19 protein-coding genes and 4 pseudogenes are annotated in these 18,578 nt (G+C 62.2%); 14 read left to right on the top strand and 9 right to left on the bottom strand.

Features of this window, described 5'->3' with window-relative positions:
* Positions 1-183: 183 nt before the first annotated feature.
* From DH08_RS00665 to DH08_RS00655, 3 genes are all read right to left on the bottom strand, one after another.
* Positions 184-597: a curlin gene (locus DH08_RS00665; RefSeq protein ID WP_192177417.1), complete on the bottom strand. Its 414-nt coding sequence runs from the start codon at positions 595-597 to the stop codon at positions 184-186.
* 174 nt (positions 598-771) lie between these two features.
* Positions 772-1,173: a curli-like amyloid fiber formation chaperone CsgH gene (gene csgH / locus DH08_RS00660; protein ID WP_192177416.1), complete on the bottom strand. Its 402-nt coding sequence runs from the start codon at positions 1,171-1,173 to the stop codon at positions 772-774.
* A gap of 65 nt (positions 1,174-1,238) precedes the next feature.
* Positions 1,239-1,676 (bottom strand): curlin, encoded by a 438-nt coding sequence (locus DH08_RS00655; RefSeq protein ID WP_192177415.1) that lies wholly within the window; start codon positions 1,674-1,676, stop codon positions 1,239-1,241.
* A gap of 491 nt (positions 1,677-2,167) precedes the next feature.
* Between DH08_RS00655 and DH08_RS35975 the strand changes: the two genes are divergently transcribed.
* Positions 2,168-2,914: a hypothetical protein gene (locus DH08_RS35975; protein WP_246800635.1), complete on the top strand. Its 747-nt coding sequence runs from the start codon at positions 2,168-2,170 to the stop codon at positions 2,912-2,914.
* A gap of 15 nt (positions 2,915-2,929) precedes the next feature.
* Here DH08_RS35975 and DH08_RS00645 read toward each other — a convergent pair whose 3' ends face one another.
* On the bottom strand, positions 2,930-3,223 hold the full coding sequence (locus DH08_RS00645; protein WP_428337893.1) for an NrsF family protein: 294 nt from the start codon (positions 3,221-3,223) through the stop codon (positions 2,930-2,932).
* 31 nt (positions 3,224-3,254) lie between these two features.
* Here DH08_RS00645 and DH08_RS36745 point away from each other — a divergent pair.
* The 13 genes and pseudogenes from DH08_RS36745 to DH08_RS00585 all read left to right on the top strand — a co-directional run.
* Positions 3,255-3,332: pseudogene (locus DH08_RS36745) on the top strand (GDCCVxC domain-containing (seleno)protein); the annotation flags it as partial.
* Positions 3,333-3,483: 151 nt separating this feature from the next.
* A complete protein-coding gene (locus tag DH08_RS00640) occupies positions 3,484-3,885 on the top strand; it encodes a hypothetical protein (RefSeq protein WP_192177414.1) in 402 nt (133 codons plus the stop codon).
* A 146-nt stretch (positions 3,886-4,031) separates the two neighbouring features.
* Positions 4,032-5,468 (top strand): multicopper oxidase domain-containing protein, encoded by a 1,437-nt coding sequence (locus tag DH08_RS00635; RefSeq protein WP_192177413.1) that lies wholly within the window; start codon positions 4,032-4,034, stop codon positions 5,466-5,468.
* 28 nt (positions 5,469-5,496) lie between these two features.
* Positions 5,497-5,937 carry a DUF411 domain-containing protein gene (locus DH08_RS00630; RefSeq protein WP_192177412.1) on the top strand — a complete coding sequence of 147 codons (441 nt, stop codon included), beginning with the start codon at positions 5,497-5,499 and terminating at the stop codon, positions 5,935-5,937.
* Positions 5,938-6,108: 171 nt separating this feature from the next.
* Positions 6,109-6,714, top strand: coding sequence for a DsbE family thiol:disulfide interchange protein (locus DH08_RS00625; RefSeq protein WP_192177431.1), 606 nt, complete (start codon positions 6,109-6,111; stop codon positions 6,712-6,714).
* Positions 6,711-7,238, top strand: coding sequence for a TlpA family protein disulfide reductase (locus DH08_RS00620; protein WP_192177411.1), 528 nt, complete (start codon positions 6,711-6,713; stop codon positions 7,236-7,238). Before DH08_RS00625 ends, DH08_RS00620 begins: the two co-directional genes overlap by 4 nt.
* 128 nt (positions 7,239-7,366) lie before the next feature.
* On the top strand, positions 7,367-7,588 hold the full coding sequence (locus DH08_RS00615) for a hypothetical protein (RefSeq protein ID WP_246800634.1): 222 nt from the start codon (positions 7,367-7,369) through the stop codon (positions 7,586-7,588).
* Between the two features lie 68 nt (positions 7,589-7,656).
* Positions 7,657-8,340, top strand: a complete 684-nt coding sequence (locus tag DH08_RS00610; RefSeq protein ID WP_345892323.1) for an SCO family protein — start codon at positions 7,657-7,659, stop codon at positions 8,338-8,340.
* 95 nt (positions 8,341-8,435) lie between these two features.
* Complete coding sequence (locus tag DH08_RS00605) at positions 8,436-9,176, top strand: DsbA family protein (RefSeq protein ID WP_192177409.1); 741 nt, start codon at positions 8,436-8,438, stop codon at positions 9,174-9,176.
* A 32-nt stretch (positions 9,177-9,208) separates the two neighbouring features.
* On the top strand, positions 9,209-9,949 hold the full coding sequence (locus tag DH08_RS00600) for a cytochrome c biogenesis CcdA family protein (RefSeq protein WP_192177408.1): 741 nt from the start codon (positions 9,209-9,211) through the stop codon (positions 9,947-9,949).
* 51 nt (positions 9,950-10,000) lie between these two features.
* Positions 10,001-10,537 carry a hypothetical protein gene (locus tag DH08_RS00595; RefSeq protein ID WP_246800638.1) on the top strand — a complete coding sequence of 179 codons (537 nt, stop codon included), beginning with the start codon at positions 10,001-10,003 and terminating at the stop codon, positions 10,535-10,537.
* A 276-nt stretch (positions 10,538-10,813) separates the two neighbouring features.
* Positions 10,814-11,764: pseudogene (locus tag DH08_RS00590) on the top strand (hypothetical protein).
* Between the two features lie 143 nt (positions 11,765-11,907).
* A pseudogene (locus tag DH08_RS00585) lies at positions 11,908-12,150 on the top strand (helix-turn-helix domain-containing protein); the annotation flags it as partial.
* Here DH08_RS00585 and DH08_RS00580 read toward each other — a convergent pair.
* The 5 genes and pseudogenes from DH08_RS00580 to DH08_RS00560 form a co-directional block, all read right to left on the bottom strand.
* Entirely contained in the window at positions 12,142-12,564 is a 423-nt protein-coding gene (locus DH08_RS00580; protein WP_192177407.1) for a cupin domain-containing protein, read from the bottom strand. The pseudogene DH08_RS00585 and the gene DH08_RS00580 overlap by 9 nt on opposite strands.
* Positions 12,565-12,693: 129 nt before the next feature.
* A pseudogene (locus tag DH08_RS00575) lies at positions 12,694-12,938 on the bottom strand (MerR family DNA-binding protein); the annotation flags it as partial.
* 95 nt (positions 12,939-13,033) lie between these two features.
* A complete protein-coding gene (locus DH08_RS00570; RefSeq protein WP_192177406.1) occupies positions 13,034-16,216 on the bottom strand; it encodes an efflux RND transporter permease subunit in 3,183 nt (1,060 codons plus the stop codon).
* Positions 16,213-17,658: an efflux RND transporter periplasmic adaptor subunit gene (locus DH08_RS00565; protein ID WP_192177405.1), complete on the bottom strand. Its 1,446-nt coding sequence runs from the start codon at positions 17,656-17,658 to the stop codon at positions 16,213-16,215. Before DH08_RS00565 ends, DH08_RS00570 begins: the two co-directional genes overlap by 4 nt.
* Positions 17,655-18,062: a FixH family protein gene (locus DH08_RS00560; RefSeq protein WP_192177404.1), complete on the bottom strand. Its 408-nt coding sequence runs from the start codon at positions 18,060-18,062 to the stop codon at positions 17,655-17,657. The genes DH08_RS00565 and DH08_RS00560 overlap by 4 nt, the downstream gene beginning before the upstream one ends.
* Positions 18,063-18,578: the final 516 nt, after the last annotated feature.

Below are 18,578 nucleotides of genomic sequence, written 5' to 3'. Positions count from 1 at the left end.
CTAATACATTACTTGATTAAAAACATCATATTTTTCGGGAAATCTTGGAGATCAGCTGTGGATTGGATGGCTCCGGCCGCATGGCTTTGTCGGAGGCATGGTGGCCAGTTTGGCCAGTTCCGTATTCGCGCCACCCAGGCGGCTCCCTAACACCACCTGGCGGAAAATCCATCTTCGTGACCACTACCAACCGTAGCTGAGGGTAGCGCCGCTGCTACCATTGCCGTTCTGGTCGACATTGGCATTGGTGTTCCGTCCGAACTGGAAAATCCCGTAAGCGTTGTCGTTGCCGTTTTGCTGCAGGGTGGCGGAATGACCGTTGCCCTTCTGCTGGATGATGCCCACATTGCCGCGCCCGTTCTGGGCGATGCCAGTCGCGTTGCCGTGTCCGGACTGACGGATGCTGGCACCGTGCAGGCCGCGATACAGCGAATAAAAGCGCAGACCGGTCGCTAAGGCGCTTCCGTCGCGCGCGTTGGCCGGGGCATAGGTCACCGAGACCGAACCTCCTGCGAAGGCCGGTGCGGACAGCGGCGGCTGGCCGATGCTGCCGGCAAGGAGAGCGACAGTAAGGGTCTTGAACATATTGCGGGTCATCCTGGTTCTCCATTTTCCGGTTGCCTCAGCCCATAGCCAAGCTTCTCATTTGGCGGCTGAACCTTGCCGGAATCCGGCGTTCAGATTGCATTCAGCCGCCCTTTTCATGGCTGGCTTGCACATAAATGGGCGCCGATCGCCCGACGCCCTTTTGGCAAACTCGGCCGGTGCGAATCAGGTCGCACCGCCGATCCGGTCGGTGCAGCCGATACTCTTGCCGTCGACAGTGACCTCAAGCCTGGCGTCATAGACCGCGCCCTTCGCGTTGAGCATGACGGCGCCGAGCGTGGCAGGCCTGCCGGGCGCAGCGCTGAAGGCGCCGCCCTGCTCGATATTGGTTCCGCCAGTCTGTCCGGCGCTTTCGACATGGAAGGAATAGGTGCCGCTCACCTTTCTGTCCGCATAGGCGAGCGCCTCCAGCGAGACCATGTCGCCGTCTGGCGTGACGCGGATTTCGCAGCGCGCTGGCCCGACGGACTGGTCGGCGGTAGCAATGGTTGCCAAAGCGCCGGCCGGGATCAGGGCCAGGGCGAGGGCAGCCATGACGCGGCGGGGATACTTGATGATGCGTGGCATGGTTCTTCTCCTGGCGTTGGCTAGCGGCCGCGGACTTTTCCGCGACCGCCTGGCCGGTGGTTCGCTTACGGGCAGGCCTGGACGAAGGCGGCGACGTTGCCGCTGCCGCCTTGGCTGACATTGGCATCGCAGCCGTGGCCAACCTGCACGCCGGCAGCGATATTGCCATTGCCGTCCTGGGTCAGGATGGTCGTGTGGTTGGAGCCGAACTGGCCAACGCCGGCCACGTTGCGGTTGCCGTTCTGGTAGGTGGCGCCGTAGTTGCCAACGCCGTCCTGGCCGATGGCCGAAAGGTTGTGGCGGCCGTGCTGCCGGCCGATCACCTTGTTGAACCGGCCGTTCTGGTACACACGGATGCGGTTTCTGAAGCCGTTCTGGGCGCCGCCAGCCGAGTTCGACCAGCCATGTTGCTCGATGCTCACGTCGTTAGCCATGGCCGGGACTGCGGCGGTAATGCCGACAAGGGCGGTGAGCGCCGTTGCGATGAAAGAATTACGGATCATGAGAGCGTCTCCTTAGGCGGACGGGACCGCGGGTTGAACGGCTTCTTTCTAGGAGATGCCGATCGAACCGACGCTGAAGGCAGCGTTCAACCTGGGTTCAGGAGGCTTGTGCGGGTCGTGGCGGCTGGCCGGTCGAGCACGAAGTCGACGTCCGTCAATTATCGGAAAATCAAACGAAAGAGCGGTTTTGCATCATGCTCTTCAAGTCGCGGCGCGAGCGGGTGGTCGTCGGATGCGACCGAGAATAGGCATCTGCGAACATTACCAGGCCGAGCATCGACCTGCCCGCTCCTAACGCCAATCTTGCATTCGCCCACCGTCGACGCCTCCCATCCCCACCCGTCGTGTGACTTGCTGAACCGCCGAGCGGCCAAGATTCGAGGAGCTTTGAAGCCGTCATGCGCCTTTGGAGCGACCGAGGTTCCCGCAGCGCAGGCCGATACCGTCGTGGCTACCATTGCCGCAGCTTCCGTTGTGGCGGGTTTCGCTCCATGTTCCCGCCCGATGTCCGGAAAGACGGCCCTTCAACTCAACGCCGCTGCCATCACCGCTCGCTGGCATGTGCCGTCTTTTTGAACATGACGCCGCGCTCGTCGAGGGACATCCACACTGTCGACAGGACGGCCCGTCGTACTCGGCTGCCGGTCGTTCGGCGATCCCGAGCAGCAGAATTGGGACGTGCGCTGCTGAAAGTGACCCGTAAACTAGCTTCGCCTGGATCAGCGACTTACGGATTCGCAAGCTTTACCGACCGGGCCTGGCCCTTCTTCAGCGCAGTCTTTCGCGATGGCAAGGAGCGCGAGAAAGTGAGCCCACGCTGGGGCATTTTTTCGCTCGCCTTGGCCAAGAGATCAGCAATCTATGAAACAGGCCGCGCCATCGGCCGGCCTCATCTTCGCCAAGGTCCCAAACTACTCGGCGCCGGGGCTTCGATAGGAGTGACTTTGATGATCAGAATTTTTGTCGCAGCCGGCGCCCTTGCGTTAGTCGGTTCCTTCGGCGCCACGGCAAACGCACAAGAGACGTTCCACGGTTACGATTGCACGGATGACTGCTCGGGCCACGAGGCCGGCTACGATTGGGCGGCAAGGAACGACATCACCGACGAGCGGGATTGCGATGGAGATAGCCAATCCTTCAACGAAGGCTGCCAAGCGTACGTTGAAGAGCAAACGGACGATGCGACTCGGAACAGCCAATCCGACGATGAAACCAACGACGAGGATAGCGACGAATAGGGATCCAAGTCGCGGCTAGTGGGGCCGCCTCCTCTGACGATCCATGGGCCTCAATCTCGGGTAGAAAGCGTCCGGGGCGCGACCCACCGGAACATTCTCCGTCCGAATATACTCCATGAACAGCGCAGCCGTACCGACATTCCACATAAGGATCATTGCGGTGGCGTCAATGACGTGAAACAGCGACAGCGCCGTCGCCGTGATCGCGGCAACGGCCAGGCTACCCATCAAGATAACCGCCGTCGGCCGGAGTGGAGCCGCATAGCGCAGCATCACGAGCATTGGCAGCGACAATGGCAGGCTGGTCATCACCAGGTCGCGAAACAGCGGGCTGTCACTGCTCCGGCCGAAGGCAGGGGACTGTTGCGTCTTCTGCTCCTATGCAGACGTGCCGTGTCCACCGGTCCAGGAGGCGCGCGGGCGGCCGGTCGGCCTCCTGCGGCAGCGGGGATTGTCAGAGTTGACGAAATCGCGCCAAGCCATGCCGAGCGGTCTTGATGTCCCAGCATCGGGCGATCACGGGGTTGGGACTTGCAAAAGCCGCCCTTTGCAGTCAGCTTGAGCGCATAATGGCCCGGCTGTCGCCAAAACATCTCCTCGTTATGTTGCTCGCGGTCTTGCTGACTGCCGGGTTTAGTATGTCCGCCGCTCAGGCCAGCACCATGTCTGCTGCGATGACAATGACAGCCGACGACGGGATGGCGATGGCCGCCAATGCCGGCATGGCCAAGATGGCGGATGACGGCATGAAGGGCGACTGCAAAGCCTGCCTCAAGGACACCGGTGACAATGGCAATCCGATGCACTGTTCGCCGACCTGCATCGCGCCCGTGCTTGCGGTGCTGCCGCAGGGTCTTGCCATGACGACAGCTCCCCGCGTGCGGCAGCCGTCAGCGCTGCCCACGCCGTTACTGCACGGGCGAAGTTCCCTGCCCGACCCATACCCTCCCAGACCCAGCGATCTGATCTGACGCCGCGTCTCCTGCGTTGAGCGGGCGGCTTCCGCGTTTGATTGTCCTTGCGCGCATTCTGCCTGCCACGATCAATCGCAGATCGCAATGACGAGAACCGATGCCGCTTCGCGCCATCGGTCTCGCGGGTTCAAAAGGGTTCAAGAGTGAATACCGATTTCAGTTTTGCTGTTTCGCGCCGCGGATTTCTCGCCGCAGCAGCGGGCGCGGCCGTGTCCGCCTCGCTAGGTCCCGCGCGCGCCTTCGCCGGAGACGAACGCCAGATCAAGGTTGCGCCGGGCCAGGCGCGGCTCGCCAGCGCCAGCAGCCCGGCCACCGCTGTCTGGGCCTACAACGGCACTGTCCCCGGCCCAACGCTGCGCCTGCGGCAGCGGCAGCCCGTCCGCATCACCGTCGAGAACGGGCTGGACGAGGATACAACAGTCCACTGGCATGGCATCCGCCTACCGAACGCCATGGATGGCGTGCCCGGCCTGACCCAGAAGCCGATCAAGCCGGGCGCACGCTTCGTATATGAATTCACGCCGCCGGATGCCGGCACCTTCTGGTTCCATCCGCATGCAAACAGCCTGGTTCAACTCGGCAGGGGGCTCGCCGGTGCGCTGATCATCGAGGAGGCCGAGCCCGTCGCCTTGGACCGCGACCTCTTGTGGCTTCTGCAGGATTGGCGCCTCTCCAGTGACGACCAGATCGCAGGCGGCTTCGGCAGCGCAATGGACGCCTCCATGTCCGGCCGCGTCGGCAATCTTGTCACCATCAACGGCATGGCGCCAGGCGATCAGAACGTGAGCGCTGGAGAACGCGTTCGGCTGCGGCTCGCAAACGCCTCGCTCGCCCGCATGATGGCGCTGCGTTTCGAGGGCCACCGCCCTGTCGTCGTGGCGATCGACGGCCAGCCCTGCGAGCCGCATGAGCCGGAGGACGGCCGTCTGGTGCTGGCGCCGGCCATGCGCATCGACATCGTGCTCGACATGCAGGGCGACCCGGGCAGCCGCCACGCCGTGATCGACGATTTTTATGACGGCCTTGCCTATACGCTGACGACCTTTGCCTATGACAAGGCGCCGCCGCTCAGGGCGCATCCGCTCGACGCGCCCGTCGGCCTGCCGCGCAATCCGCTGCCCACCCCCGATCTTGCCAGCGCAATGCGCCAGGAGATCGTGGTGCAGGGCGGCATGATGGGCGGCGGAAAGCTTGCCGGCGTCGGCGGCATGATGGGTATGGGAATGCCCGGCATGAGCGGAGGTGCCGCCTGGGCGATCAACGGCATGTCGATGACCGGCGACGGCCACGTCGGCATGGCGCCGCAGTTCATGTTGAAACGCGGCGCAAGCTGCCATCTCACCATGCGCAACGAGACCGCGTGGTGGCACCCTATGCACATCCACGGTTTCAGCATGCTGGTACTGTCGCGCAACGGCGCGCCGGTGTCACACCGGCAATGGCAGGACACGGTGCTACTGGCCCCCAAGGATGTAATCGAATGCGCCTTCGTCGCCGACAATCCCGGCGACTGGATGCTGCACTGCCATGTCGCCGACCACCAGATGGCCGGCCTGATGACCGTCTTCCGAGTAACCTGAACTTTCCATTCAACCAAGGAGAACTGCAATGAAACTTACCTACCGCCTCGCCCCCCTTGCCGCCCTGATCGCAACGCCGCTGCCCGCGGTCGCGGCAACCATCAATGCGGTGATGTACAAGAACCCGCAATGCAGCTGCTGCGAATCCTATGCGAGCTACCTTGAACACAACGGCTTCAAGGTTGAGGTCAAGCCCGTCAACAATCTTTCCCAGATCAGCAGCGATGCAGGCGTGCCGGCCGACCTTGAAGGCTGCCACACGCTGATGGTTGACGGCTACGTCATCGACGGCCTGGTGCCGGTCGAAATCGTCAAGAAGCTGCTGACGGAACGGCCCGCGATCACGGGGATCACGCTGGCCGGCATGCCGACGGGCGCGCCCGGCATGGGTGGCGAAAAGGATGGCACCTGGACGATCTACGCCTTCACCAAGGACGGCAAGGCGCCCACCGTCTACGCGACAGAGTGAAGGGCACGACGATGTTGACCAACATGTCCGATTGCCCGGCCAGGACATGGCTTGCCATGACGTTCCTGTCTGTCGCCGGCATCCTTCTCCTACTGCTTCTGGTGCTCACCGTCGCGGCACTCGCAAGGTACGTGCTGACGGGCCGTGGAATCACAATCGGACCGATGCATGATGACCAGCGGTAACGTCGTTCAATCCGATGTGGCCGCCGTCCCGCGCGCCACGTGGCGACGGCTTGCCGTCTCCCTGCCGGCGTTGATTTTCGCCGGGATGGCCGTCCTGCTCGGCTGGGGGCTGACGCGTAACGCGTCCGATATTCCCTCGGCGCTGATCGACAAGCCGGTGCCCGAGTTCAGCCTGCCGCCGGTCCAGGGCCGCGCGCTTGGCTTGTCGAGCGGCGACCTCCGGGGCGAGGTCTCGCTGGTCAATGTCTTTGCGTCATGGTGCCTGGCCTGCCGGGAGGAGCATCCCGTGTTCATGCAGCTGGCGGCAGGCAAGACGGTGCCGCTGCATGGGCTCAACTACAAGGACCGGCCCGATGACGCCGCGCGATGGCTCGATACGATGGGCGATCCCTACATGCGCACCGGCGCGGACTTGAACGGTCGCGTCGCCATCGACTGGGGGGTCTACGGCATACCGGAAACCTTCGTGGTGAGCGCCGACGGTCGCATTGCCTACAAGCACATCGGCGCGGTGACACAAGGGGCACTTGAGAAGACGATCCTGCCGCTGGTCGAGCGCCTAAGGGCCGAAGCGAAGGAACGGCAGCCATGAAGATGCTCGCTCACGCCCTCCTCTGCGCGATGCTCGCGGTGGCGCAGCCCGCAGCCGCCGTCGAACCGCCGCAGAACTTTGCCGTTCACGAGACCCCCGTGCCGGTGCCGGAAATCCAATTCCAGGCCGTGGACGGGCAACCCAAAACGCTTGCTGATTTCCGCGGCAAGGTCGTGCTGCTCAACATCTGGGCGACATGGTGCGCGCCCTGCCGGAAAGAGATGCCGACGCTCGACCGGCTGCAGGCCAAACTCGGTGGGCCGGATTTCGAAGTCGTCGCGCTGTCGATGGATCGCGCTGGTCCGGACAAGGTGAAAACGTTCTTTGCCGAGATCGGCATCGAGCACCTTGCCCTCAACATCGACACATCGGGCAAGGCGATGTTCACGCTCGGTGCCCTCGGCCTTCCGATGACGTTGCTGATCGACCGCGAGGGCGAGGAAATCGGCCGGCTGATTGGCCCGGCCGAATGGGATGCACCCGAAATGATCACGTTCATCCGCAGCCACGTCGCTGCCAACTGAGAAAGAAACAGATATGCCCAACACAGCATCGTCCCGAACTTCGCAGGCTTCCCTTTGGCCGCGACGTTCTTCACGCCGTTCGCCATTATCTCGGCGGCCGCCGTGGCCTTGTCGTTGCCGGCGCGGTCGTGATCGTCGCAGGCCTGGCATTCAATTGGGGCTGGCTGGTCGCGGCGGGGGTTGCTCCTCTCCTTCTCAGCGTTTTGCCGTGCGTAGCAATGTGCGCGCTGGGCCTGTGCATGAACCGGATGACGAGCCGGTCATGCTCGACCGGGGACGTTTCGGACAAGGCAGTCGAAGGCGCCGACGGCCCGAAAACGCTGTCGGCCGATCTGAAAGGCAAGGACTAATGCCCGTCCGGGTCCAAGACAAGCCGGAGGCTTTCTGCGTTTCGTCGGCATTCGGTGAATGGTCACGATTGCTGAGAAGCCTGGTCGCTATCGCGGCGCTGATCGCGGGCCTTGTGCATCCGGCGCAGGCCCACTCGCTCGACGAAATTGACGCCATGCTGAAGAGCGGCGAGAAGTATTTCCAGACGATCGACAAGCCGGCGCCCGATTTCACGTTGCGCACCGCTGACGGGCACGTCGTGCGGCTGGCCGATTTACGCGGCAAGGTCGTCGTCCTCCACTTCATCTACATATCGTGCCAGGACGTGTGCCCCCTGCATGCCGAGAAGATCGCCGACATCCAGACAATGGTGAACAGCACACCGATGAAGGGCCAGGTCACTTTTGTGACCGTCACTACCGACCCGTCGAGAGACACGCCGGACGTGCTGCGCAGCTACGGGCCGACGCACGGGCTCGATCCGGTCAACTGGTTGTTCCTGACCACGAATCCGGATCAGCCGGAGGATGCGACCCGCAAGCTGGCGGAAGCCTTCGGGCACACATTCACCAAGACCGAAGATGGCATCCAGGCGCATGGCATCGTCACCCATGTGATCGACAAGGAGGGCCGTTGGCAGGCGAATTTTCATGGCCTGAATTTCGCGCCGGTCAATCTGGTCACCTTCGTCAATGCGCTCACCAACAATGTCGAGCGTCTGCACCACGAGCAGGGAACGGGATGGTGGGCGACGATCAAGGGCATGTTCTGAGACACCATTCGCACGTGCCGGCGGTCCGGCGAAACAGAGGGAAGGAGAACGCTGTGATCCACAAGTCCAAGTCATTGAGCAGAGCCACCGGCAAAATGGCCCGTGTCCTCATGCTTGCCTGCGCAACGGCCTGGCTCGCGCTCGGTCCCCCCGGTCAGGCAATCGCCGCGGGCGAGATGTCTCAGGACCAATTCGACCAGCGCATCCACGACTATATCCTCGCGCATCCCGAGATCATCATGGAGGCGCTGCAGAGCCTCGACGCCCGCCAGCGCGAGGCCGCGGCAAAAGAGGCGAAAGCCGCCTTGGCGGCCAAGGCCGACGAGATTTTCCGTGACCCGGCCAGCCCGGTCGGCGGCAACGCCAGCGGCGATGTCACCATGGCCGAATTTTTCGACTACAATTGCCCCTATTGCCGCCAGGTGGTGCCGATCATGGCGCAAGCCGTGGCCGACGACCCGCAGCTCAGGATCGTCTACAAGGAATTCCCCATCCTTGGCCCGGATTCCATGTTCGCGGCCAAGGCGGCGCTCGCCGCTCAGCGCCAGGACAAATACGCGGAATTCCACAAGGCCCTGTATGATGCCAGAACCCGGGTGACCGAAGCTGTGGTGCTCAAAGTCGCCACAGAGGTCGGCCTCGATATTCCCCGCCTGAAGACCGACATGCAGCTTCCGGAGATCCAGGCGGCGATAGAAAAGAATACGCAACTGGCCCAGGCACTGGGAATCACTGGAACGCCGGGCTTCGTCGTCGGCGACCAGATCTTTCCTGGCGCCACCGACCTTGCAACGATGAAGAAATTGATTGAGCAGGCGCGAGCCGTTCCGAAGTGAGGACTCCAACAGCAATGTGGAACCGCTGATCGATGCCCGAAATCTCCAACATCGGCGTGCTGAGCGTCTTCGCGGCGGGCGTGCTGTCCTTCCTATCGCCCTGCGTGCTGCCGCTGGTGCCGGGCTATGTCTCCTATGTCGCCGGGCGGACGCCGATGGCGGTGCCGGCCGACGGCAGTATGGCGCTCCGGCTGCCGGCGATTGGCCTCAGCCTCTGTTTCGTACTCGGCTTCTCGACAGTGTTCATCGTATTGGGCGCCAGCGCTTCGGCAGTTGGCCGAATGCTGATCGGCTACCGCTACGAACTCAATCTTGTCGGCGGTGCGATCGTCATCCTGTTCGGACTGTTCCTCACTGGTCTCGTTCGCCCGTCCTGGATGATGCGCGAAGCGAGGTTTCATGCCGACATCCCCGGCGGCAAGGCGGCATCGGCTTATGTTCTCGGCCTTGCCTTCGCCTTCGGCTGGACGCCGTGCATAGGCCCGATCCTCGGCGCCATCCTGACCGTAGGCGCCGTATCGGCCACGGTGGCCGACGGCGTGGCTCTGCTTGCCATCTATTCGCTCGGCCTCGGCCTTCCCTTCCTGCTTGCCGCGCTGTTCACCGACAGTCTGACGCAGCGGCTGAAGGCGATGCGCCAGGCGGGCCGGCTGCTGCAACCGGCGGCCGGCGCAATCATGGTGGTCATGGGGCTCGCCATGATCACGGGACAGATGTCGACATTCTCGTTTTGGCTGCTCGAGCAGTTTCCCATTTTCACGCGCATCGGCTGAAGGCCGGAAAAGGAATTCGCCATGATACGGACAATGTGCCCAAACAGACGAATGGTTGTTGTGGGCGGCGTTTTTGGCGCCGCTACGGTTGTCGGCTTCCTCAAAGGTTCGAATTCGGCATTCGCCGCGGACGACCCCGGCCTGGCGAGCCGTTTCCAGGATCTCAGCCAAAATGGAAACAGCACCTGCTCGGCCAAGTTCACGGAGTCGATCGCGACCATGCCGAGCATCTCGCGGATCAAGGGCTCGTGTTGCAGCCCGATGGAATTGAAGCGCTATGTCGAGCAGGTGAACGGCCTGACCAAATACCGCGACATCGCGATGATCCCACAGGACCCCTACGACATCCCGGCGGCGACCGCGCAGAAGATGATGCCTTACTACGATGTGAAACTCACCAGCGCCGAACAGCAGGCCTACGACTATGCCATGGCAAATTCCGAAGAGAAGGGACCATGCTGTTGCCAATGCTGGCGTTGGAAAGTGTATGGCGGACTGGCGAAGTTCCTGGTCCGCGAGCACGGTTTCACCGGCAAGCAGATCGTAGAGGTCTGGGACCTGTCGGATGGCTGCGGGAGCGGAGGGTGAACCTGATTACTAATGAAGCGTGGGTACAACCCCGAATCCTGTGATGTACCAGGTGAGATACTCGGATGCGGCCTCATCGGTTGATGATCACGCAGTTCCTTTCTCTCTTGACCAGGGTCGAAGAAGCCGCAAATTTCGTTAACCCTGCTGACGGAGAATGCTGCTACCGCTATCAGCAACTCGCGACATAACGCGGCCGGACCGGAACTGGATCCTAGGGACGATATTACGGTGCTGCAGAAACTGTTCAGATTCTTGACCTTGTCCGCGCTTTCCATGTTCATTTCAGGATGCGTTTCGACTGCACTTGACGTCGCGGACAAGGCAAACCAGCCAATCAATGCAAGCCTCGTCAGCGATATGGGCAGGCGGAAAATGACACGGGCCGATCCGATTCTGATCCGATCTTCAAGGATGAGAGTGAGCTGGAGATCTGGAAACGCAATCGCTCGGGGCGGTATGCGCTCTTGAAGACGTTTCCCATGTGCCGCTGGTCCGGCAAACTCGGACCCAAAACCAGGAATGGCGACCGTCAGGCGCCAGAGGGATTTTATCAGGTGTCCGCGGGCATGATGAATCCGAACTCGCAATATTATCTCTCCTTCAATCTCGGTTACCCGAACAAGCTGGAAAGTGCCCTTGGCTACAGCGGCGAAGCGTTGATGGTCCATGGTGCTTGCTCTTCATCGGGTTGCCTTGCGCTCACGGATACCGGCGTTGCGGAAATTTATTCGGTCGTCCGGGAAGCCATAAGAGGCGGCCAATCGTCGTTTCAGGTACAGGCTTTTCCGTTCCGAATGATCCCGGAAAATATGGCGAAGAACCGAAATAGTCCCAATTTTGATTTTTGGAAAAATCTCAAGCAGGGTTATGACAATTTTGAAGTCACAGGCCGTCCGCCGAAGATCTCCTACTGCCAGGACGCTATGTTTTCGACGCCGAGTTTGAAGGTGGCGATCCACGCGATCCGCTCGCTTCATGTCCCCCGGTGCTGAATTCGGAAAATGATGCTGTGGCCGCTCGAGACGATGCCGATGCACGCAGCTTGTCGCCTCCGGCGCAACTATCGAAGCTCATGCCTATTCAGATGGAGGCATGCACCCAAGCTTCCGGAAACTTCTCCAAAGCCGCGGCGCAGCGGCCCTTGCCAAGAAAACGTCGTTGGACGAAGTGCCGATTAGCCGGCCGGAGGCCGCTTTGGCGGACCCGCATAGTGCGAGCGAATGATCGTCAACGGCGCCAAAGTCGACCCGATGCGTATCCGCCTACCGGTTGTCAGGGTGCTGAAGGGCGATGACCTAGTGGTATGACCGAGACGGATGAGTCCCGAAGGGGATTCCGTCAGATGGCGGCGTGTGCGAGTCTGCGGTATGCGCACTGGGATTTCCATCACACTCAGCGATGCTGATCGTCGTCGGCTTGAGGGCATCACCGCTGACCGCAATTCGGCCCAGAAGCATGTCTGGCGGGCCCGGATCGTGCTGCTCAGCGCGGAAGGCCTGGGAACGAATGCCATCATGGCGGCAACCGGGACAGCGAAGACGACCGTCTGGCGCTGGCAGGAACGGTTCATGGAGGAGGGCATCGAAGGCCTCCTGCATCTCCTAAGCAGGGATCAGGACGGCAAGGCGATGCACGCCAACCACTGCGCTTGTATTCGTCGCCTCGTCGGTCTTGCCCTTGGCGCAAGTGTACATGTCGCCTTCCTTGAGCTTGAATTCCTTGTCCACCTTCTTGATGGTGAATTCACCGGAAACAATCGTGCATACCATGTCGTTGTCCATCACCATCGCAGGAACCACGGCTCCGGGCTGAAAGACCACGTCGACGATTGCGATGCTCTTGTAGGCGGGAATGTCGGCGTTCCCGGTGCCGACCTCCACCACCCTGACGCCCGGCGCCAGTTCCTTGCCTTCAGTCGGACCGTATTCCCTGACCTTGGCAGATGTCGCCAGGGTAAACAGAGGCGTTACCGCGGCAGCCGTCATACCGAGGGCAATTGCAGATCTACGATTCATGGTGTTCATCGCATCCTCCCAATGTTCGTCATGCGCGACTGTGCATGGCGGGCAATACATTAGCACAAACGAATTTAACTGTGTGCAAAGCGGCAGTGGCGGTGCAGGCCAGCGACCGGATCGCGGCGGCGATCCATTTCACTGCACCATGCCTTCTCCCGCCAGTTCGTCGATGATCGGGCAGTCCGGCCGCTCGCCGCCGTGGCAGTGCTCGACCAGGTGTTGCAGCAGATGGCGCAATCCGACCATTTCGGCGATCTTCCTGTCGATCTCCACCAGCCTGGCTTGCCTTGACGTCGACGCTCTCGCGCTCCCTATCGTGATAGAGCGACAGCAGCGTCGACCGAAAACCCCAGGCTGCGCGAGCGCTGCAGAAACCGCAGCGATCAACAGCGCCACGATGACGACCAGCAAGACTGCGGCGCCCGTGCCCACATCATCCCGCTCCCCATCGTCTCGTTCATCATTGCGGCCTCCATTATTCGGCAGCGAGGTCAAACATTGCAGGTTCCGTGAGCGCAACCTTGTCGGTCGTCGTCGATGCAATGCCTTTCGGCATCCGCCATCCCTTGACCAACCCGTAGATCGCCGGGATCACTACCAGAGTCAGGATCGTAGATGAGATCATACCACCGATCATCGGTACGGCGATGCGCTGCATCACTTCCGAGCCGGTGCCTGTGCTCCAGAGGATCGGGACCAGACCGGCCATGATGGCAACGACAGTCATCATCTTCGGCCGGACACGTTCCACTGCGCCAAGCATGATCGCCTCATAGATATCTGCCCGGACGAACGGCTGTTTGTGCGCGTCCCGCTCGGCCTTCACTTCGGCCATGGCCTGCTCCAGATAGATCAGCATGACGACACCAGTCTCGGCGGCGACGCCGGCCAGCGCTATGAAGCCGACCGCGACCGCCACCGACATGTTGAAGCCAAGCCACCACATCAGCCAGATCCCGCCGACTAGGGCAAAGGGCAAGGACAGCATGACGATCAACGTCTCGGTGAGCGCCCGGAAGTTAAGGTAGAGCAGGAGGAAGATGATGAGCAGCGTGACCGGCACGACGATCTTCATGCGCGCCGCGGCTCGCTCCAGATATTCGAACTGCCCGCTCCAGGCGACCGAATAGCCGGGCGGCAGCTTCACCGTTTCCGCGACGGCCTTCTGGGCGTCGGCGACATAGCCGCCGAGATCCCGGCCGTTGATGTCGACGAAGATGTAAGTCGCGAGCTGGCCATTCTCGGTGCGGATCGAGGTCGCGCCGCGCGTGAGCTGGACTTTGGCCACCTCGCCGAGCGGGATGGCGCCGCCGCCAGGCAACGGCACTTCGACGTCGGTGGCGATCGACTGTGGATTCGAGCGCAGATCACGGGGGTAGCGGATGTTGACCCCATATCGCTCACGTCCCTCGACGGTGGTCGTCACGGTCTCGCCACCAAGCGCGGTCGCGATGACGTCCTGGACGTCGCCGACGCCAAGGCCGTAGCGGCCAAGGGCCTCGCGATCCGGGACGATATCGAGATAGTAGCCACCAATAACCCGCTCGGCATAGGCACTCGACGTGCCCGGAACCGTTTTGAGGGCCGCTTCGATCTGGCGCGCGATCTGTTCCATCTGCGTGAGGTCGGTGCCGAACACCTTGACGCCGACGGGCGTCCGGATGCCGGTCGAAAGCATGTCGATGCGGGCGCGGATTGGCATGGTCCAGGCGTTGGAGACGCCGGGGAACTGCAGAGCCTTGTCCATCTCGGTCTTCAGGCTGTCGATGGTGACGCCAGTCCGCCATTGATCCTTTGGCTTCAGATTGATGATGGTCTCGAACATCTCGGTGGGGGCCGGGTCGGTCGCGGTCATAGCCCTGCCCGCTTTGCCATAGACCGAATCCACCTCCGGAAAAGACTTGATAATTCGGTCCTGCATTTGCAGGAGTTCCGCCGCCTTGGTGACGGAGATCCCCGGCAGGGTCGTCGGCATGTACATCAGCGTGCCTTCGTTCAGGCTCGGCATGAATTCCGAGCCGATCTGGCTTACCGGCCAGACGGAGACGCCAAGCACGACAAACGCGAGCGCGATGGTGAGCGTCTTCGCCTTCAGGACGCCGCGAATGACGGGACGGTAGATCCAGATCAGGAACCGATTGATCGGGTTCTTGTGTTCCGGGATGATCCGGCCGCGCACGAAGACCACCATCAAGGCCGGCACCAGCGTGATTGACAGGATTGCTGCGGCCGCCATGGCGAAGGTCTTGGTGAAGGCGAGAGGACCGAACATCCGGCCTTCCTGCGACTCGAGCGTAAAGATCGGCAGGAACGATACCGTTATGACGAGGAGGCTGAAGAACAACGCCGGACCGACCTCGCTCGCCGCATCGATCAGGATCTGTACTCGCGGCTTGCCGGGCGGAGCACGCTCCAGATGCTTGTGTGCATTCTCGATCATGACGATTGCGGCATCGATCATCGCGCCGACGGCTATGGCGATGCCGCCGAGGCTCATGATGTTGGAGCCGAGCCCGATGGCCTTCATGGCGCCGAACGCCATCAGGATGCCGACCGGCAGCATCAAGATGGCGACGAGCGCGCTGCGCAGGTGAAGGAGAAACACCACGCAAACCAGGGCGACGATGATGCTTTCCTCGGCTAGTGTGCGCTTCAATGTCTCGATCGCCGCTTCGATGAGCTGCGAGCGATCATAGACCGGCACGATCTCGACACCCTTGGGAAGGCTCCCGGCGATGTCGCTCAAGCGTTGCTTGACGTTCTCGATCACAGTCAGGGCATTGGCCCCGAACCTCTGCAGGACGATGCCGCTCGCGACCTCGCCTTCGCCGTTGAGTTCGGTGATGCCGCGCCGTTCGTCGGGACCGATCTCGACCCTGGCGACGTCCTTGAGGCGCAGCGGCACGCCCTGATCCGTCTTCAGGACGATGTCTTCGATATCGGCCATCGACTTGATGTAGCCGCGGCCGCGCACCATGAACTCGAATTCGGAAAGCTCCAACGTGCGCCCGCCGACATCCCGATTGCTGGCGCGTACGGCGTCACGAACCATCGAGAGCGATATGCCTTGGGCGCGCAGCCGCAACGGATCGACGACGATGTTGTACTGCTTGACGAAGCCGCCGACGCTCGCGACCTCGGCGACCCCCTCCGCCTTGGAGGCGGCGTATCGCACCACCCAGTCCTGCAGCGACCGCAACTCGGCCAACGTCATGTCCTTGGCGACGACGGCGTACTGGTAGACCCAGCCGACGCCGGTCGCATCGGGGCCGAGGCCCGGCGTGACGCCAGCCGGTAGGCGTTGCGCGGCGGCGTTGAGATATTCTAGTACGCGGCTGCGTGCCCAATAGGGATCCGTGCCGTCCTCGAAGATGACATAGACGAAGGACACGCCGAAGAAGGAGAACCCGCGCACCACCTTGGACTTCGGCACCGTCAGCATTGCCGTCGTCAGGGGATAGGTGACCTGGTCCTCGACCACCTGCGGCGCCTGGCCGGGATATTCGGTGTAGACGATGACCTGAACATCCGAAAGGTCCGGAATGGCGTCCAGCGGAAGTGTCTTCAGCGCATAGGCTCCGGCGGCCACTGCGAAGGCCGTACCGACGAAGATCAGGACGAGATTGCGTGCGGACCACGCGATGAGCCGGGCGATCATGGCGTAGTCTCCGCGCTCGTCATGCCGCTCAGCGCAGCCTTCAGATTGCTCTCGGCGTCGATGAGAAAATTGGCCGAGACCACGACCCGATCGCCGGCGGCAACGCCGTTGCGGATTTCGGTAAAGCCCCCGCCCTGAAGGCCGATCTTGACCTCTCGCGGCTCGAACCGGCCCTCGCCCTTGTCGAGGATCACGACCTGCCGCGTGCCGGTGTCGATCACCGCGCTGTCGGGGACAGCGACGACCGGGGCATTGCTGCCGCTGCCGATCTCGACATCGGCATACATGTCCGGCAGCAACACACCATCCGGATTGGGAATCTCGATCCGCACGCTGGTCGAGCGCGTTTCCTTGGCGACCTGCGGATAAATCAGGGCGACACGGCCGCTGAAGCTCTGGCCGGGCAGACTTCGCACCCGGATCGTGGCGACGGCGCCGATCTTCACGGCTCCCAGTTCATATTCGGGCACGTCGGCGACAATCCAGACGGTCGAGACATCGGCGAGGCGGAAGAGCACGTCGCCGGGCGACGCCTTCATGCCTTCGACCACATTGCGCTCGAGGATCACGCCATCGCGCGGCGCGCTCCAGGTAATGGAAGTCAGAACCTGGCGGGTGCGGTCGATTGTGGCGATCACATCGGGTGGGACCGCAAGATTCTCGAGGCGCTGGCGAGCCCCGGCCGAGGCACGGCCGCTTCCGTTCAGATCGGTGAGGTATTGGGCGCTCGCCGTGGCGATCTCGGCCGAATACAGCCGCATCAGCGGCTCGCCTCTTTTGACCCGATCGCCGGTGGTGACGTCCGCTACATTGTCGATGAAGGCATCTGAGCGCGTTGCGACCACTGTGATGCGCCGTTCATCAAGCTGCACGGTGCCGGGCACCCGCACCGGACGAACGATCACCTGCTCGGTGGCGACCTCCGACCGGACGCCGGTCCGCTGCAGTTTGCCTGTCGCGACTTTGACGGTCGAACCGTCGTCGTCCTCGCCCGCGTAGACGGGGATGTAATCCATCCCCATCGAATCCTTCTTTGGCGCCGGCGATGTGTCCGGCAGTCCCATTGGGTTGCGGTAGTACAAGATCCGCTTCGGTTCGCCGTTCGCAGGAGTAGCGGCGACGGTCGCGGCGGCGGCCGGCGGCTTGTCCTCGAAGCTCAGGTCCTCCCCGGCCAGAACGGGCAGGAAGTCCCGCCCATCGGCGGTCTTTTTCGGAGTTGCCGCATAGGCCGGGAGGCCGTCCGGATCTCGGTAGTATATCACGGGTCCGGTGGGCGCAGGATTGGCGCTCGCCGGGGCCGTCGCAGTGCCTTCGAACCAGGCGACAGCTTGTAGCCATGGAGTGGCAGGCAGCGCGAGATTGCGATGCCCCAACCAATAGCCTCCAGCCCCCGCCGCCATTATGGCGGCGAGGGTGAGGCCGGTACGGCCTGCGCGACTCATGGCGTGGCCTTGAATTCGAGCTTGTTTTCGAGAGACCCGGTTTCGCCCTGCACCTTGGCGCCGAGCGACAGGCGCCAGCCACCTGGCATCATCAGATTGGCCTTGAACCGATAGATGCCGGGCTCCGTCGAGGGCAACGACTCGATTGGCGCCGCCATCATCTCCATACCGTCCGGCGCCATGTCGACGCGCTTGGCAAAAATCACCGCGTCGGGCACCACCTTGCCGGAGCGCTTGTCGATGAGTCGGACAGCCACAATCGCGCCATCGCCGTTCTTGATCGCGCCTTGAACGAGTTGAAACTCATAATCGTCGATCCCAGCCCAGGCCCTCGAATTGGCACCGCCGACAGCAAGACCGATCAGCGCCGCGGCTGCGACGTGCTTCGCATTGCAAAAGTTCATTGTCAGATTTTCCCAAAGTTCATCATTCGGCCGCGCGGAATGCACGGCGGGTTGGTGGCCAGGCTGATGCCAAAACCACGGACTCTCGCCGCAAGGCCGTCAGCCCTGCAGCGACAAACGGCCCCTATGGAGCCGTCGATGAATTCAGGTTCGTGGAGGTCTGGGAGGTGGCGGACTAGGCAGGAGATCCCGTCCGATGTCATTGCCAGGCGCGATCAGGTCAGCAGCTGATAACCGGGTCAGCGTGATTGCTGCGGTCGTCGACGCGCTCGGAAAGCACTTGGCGATACACAAGGTCGCGAGGGGACAGGACTTCTGGCAATCAGGTAGTTGCTGCCTCTGATCCGAAGGACACGGCATGCCGTCCGGCATGGATGCCATATCCACTGTCGTCGCCATAGGATCGACAACCATCATTGCCGCAGCAGACGGTGTCACCATCGGCGCGGCCAGAAGGCTCACGACAGCCAGAATCGTAAGCAGACGGGGCAATAAGATCCGGAACTTCACACAGGC

Origin of the sequence: Mesorhizobium amorphae (assembly GCF_014843845.1) — a bacterium.
In the GTDB taxonomy this organism is placed as follows: domain Bacteria; phylum Pseudomonadota; class Alphaproteobacteria; order Rhizobiales; family Rhizobiaceae; genus Mesorhizobium; species Mesorhizobium amorphae_A.
The sequence above is the reverse complement of the archived record's forward strand: the minus strand, read 5'-3'. Positions and strand labels throughout refer to the sequence as shown.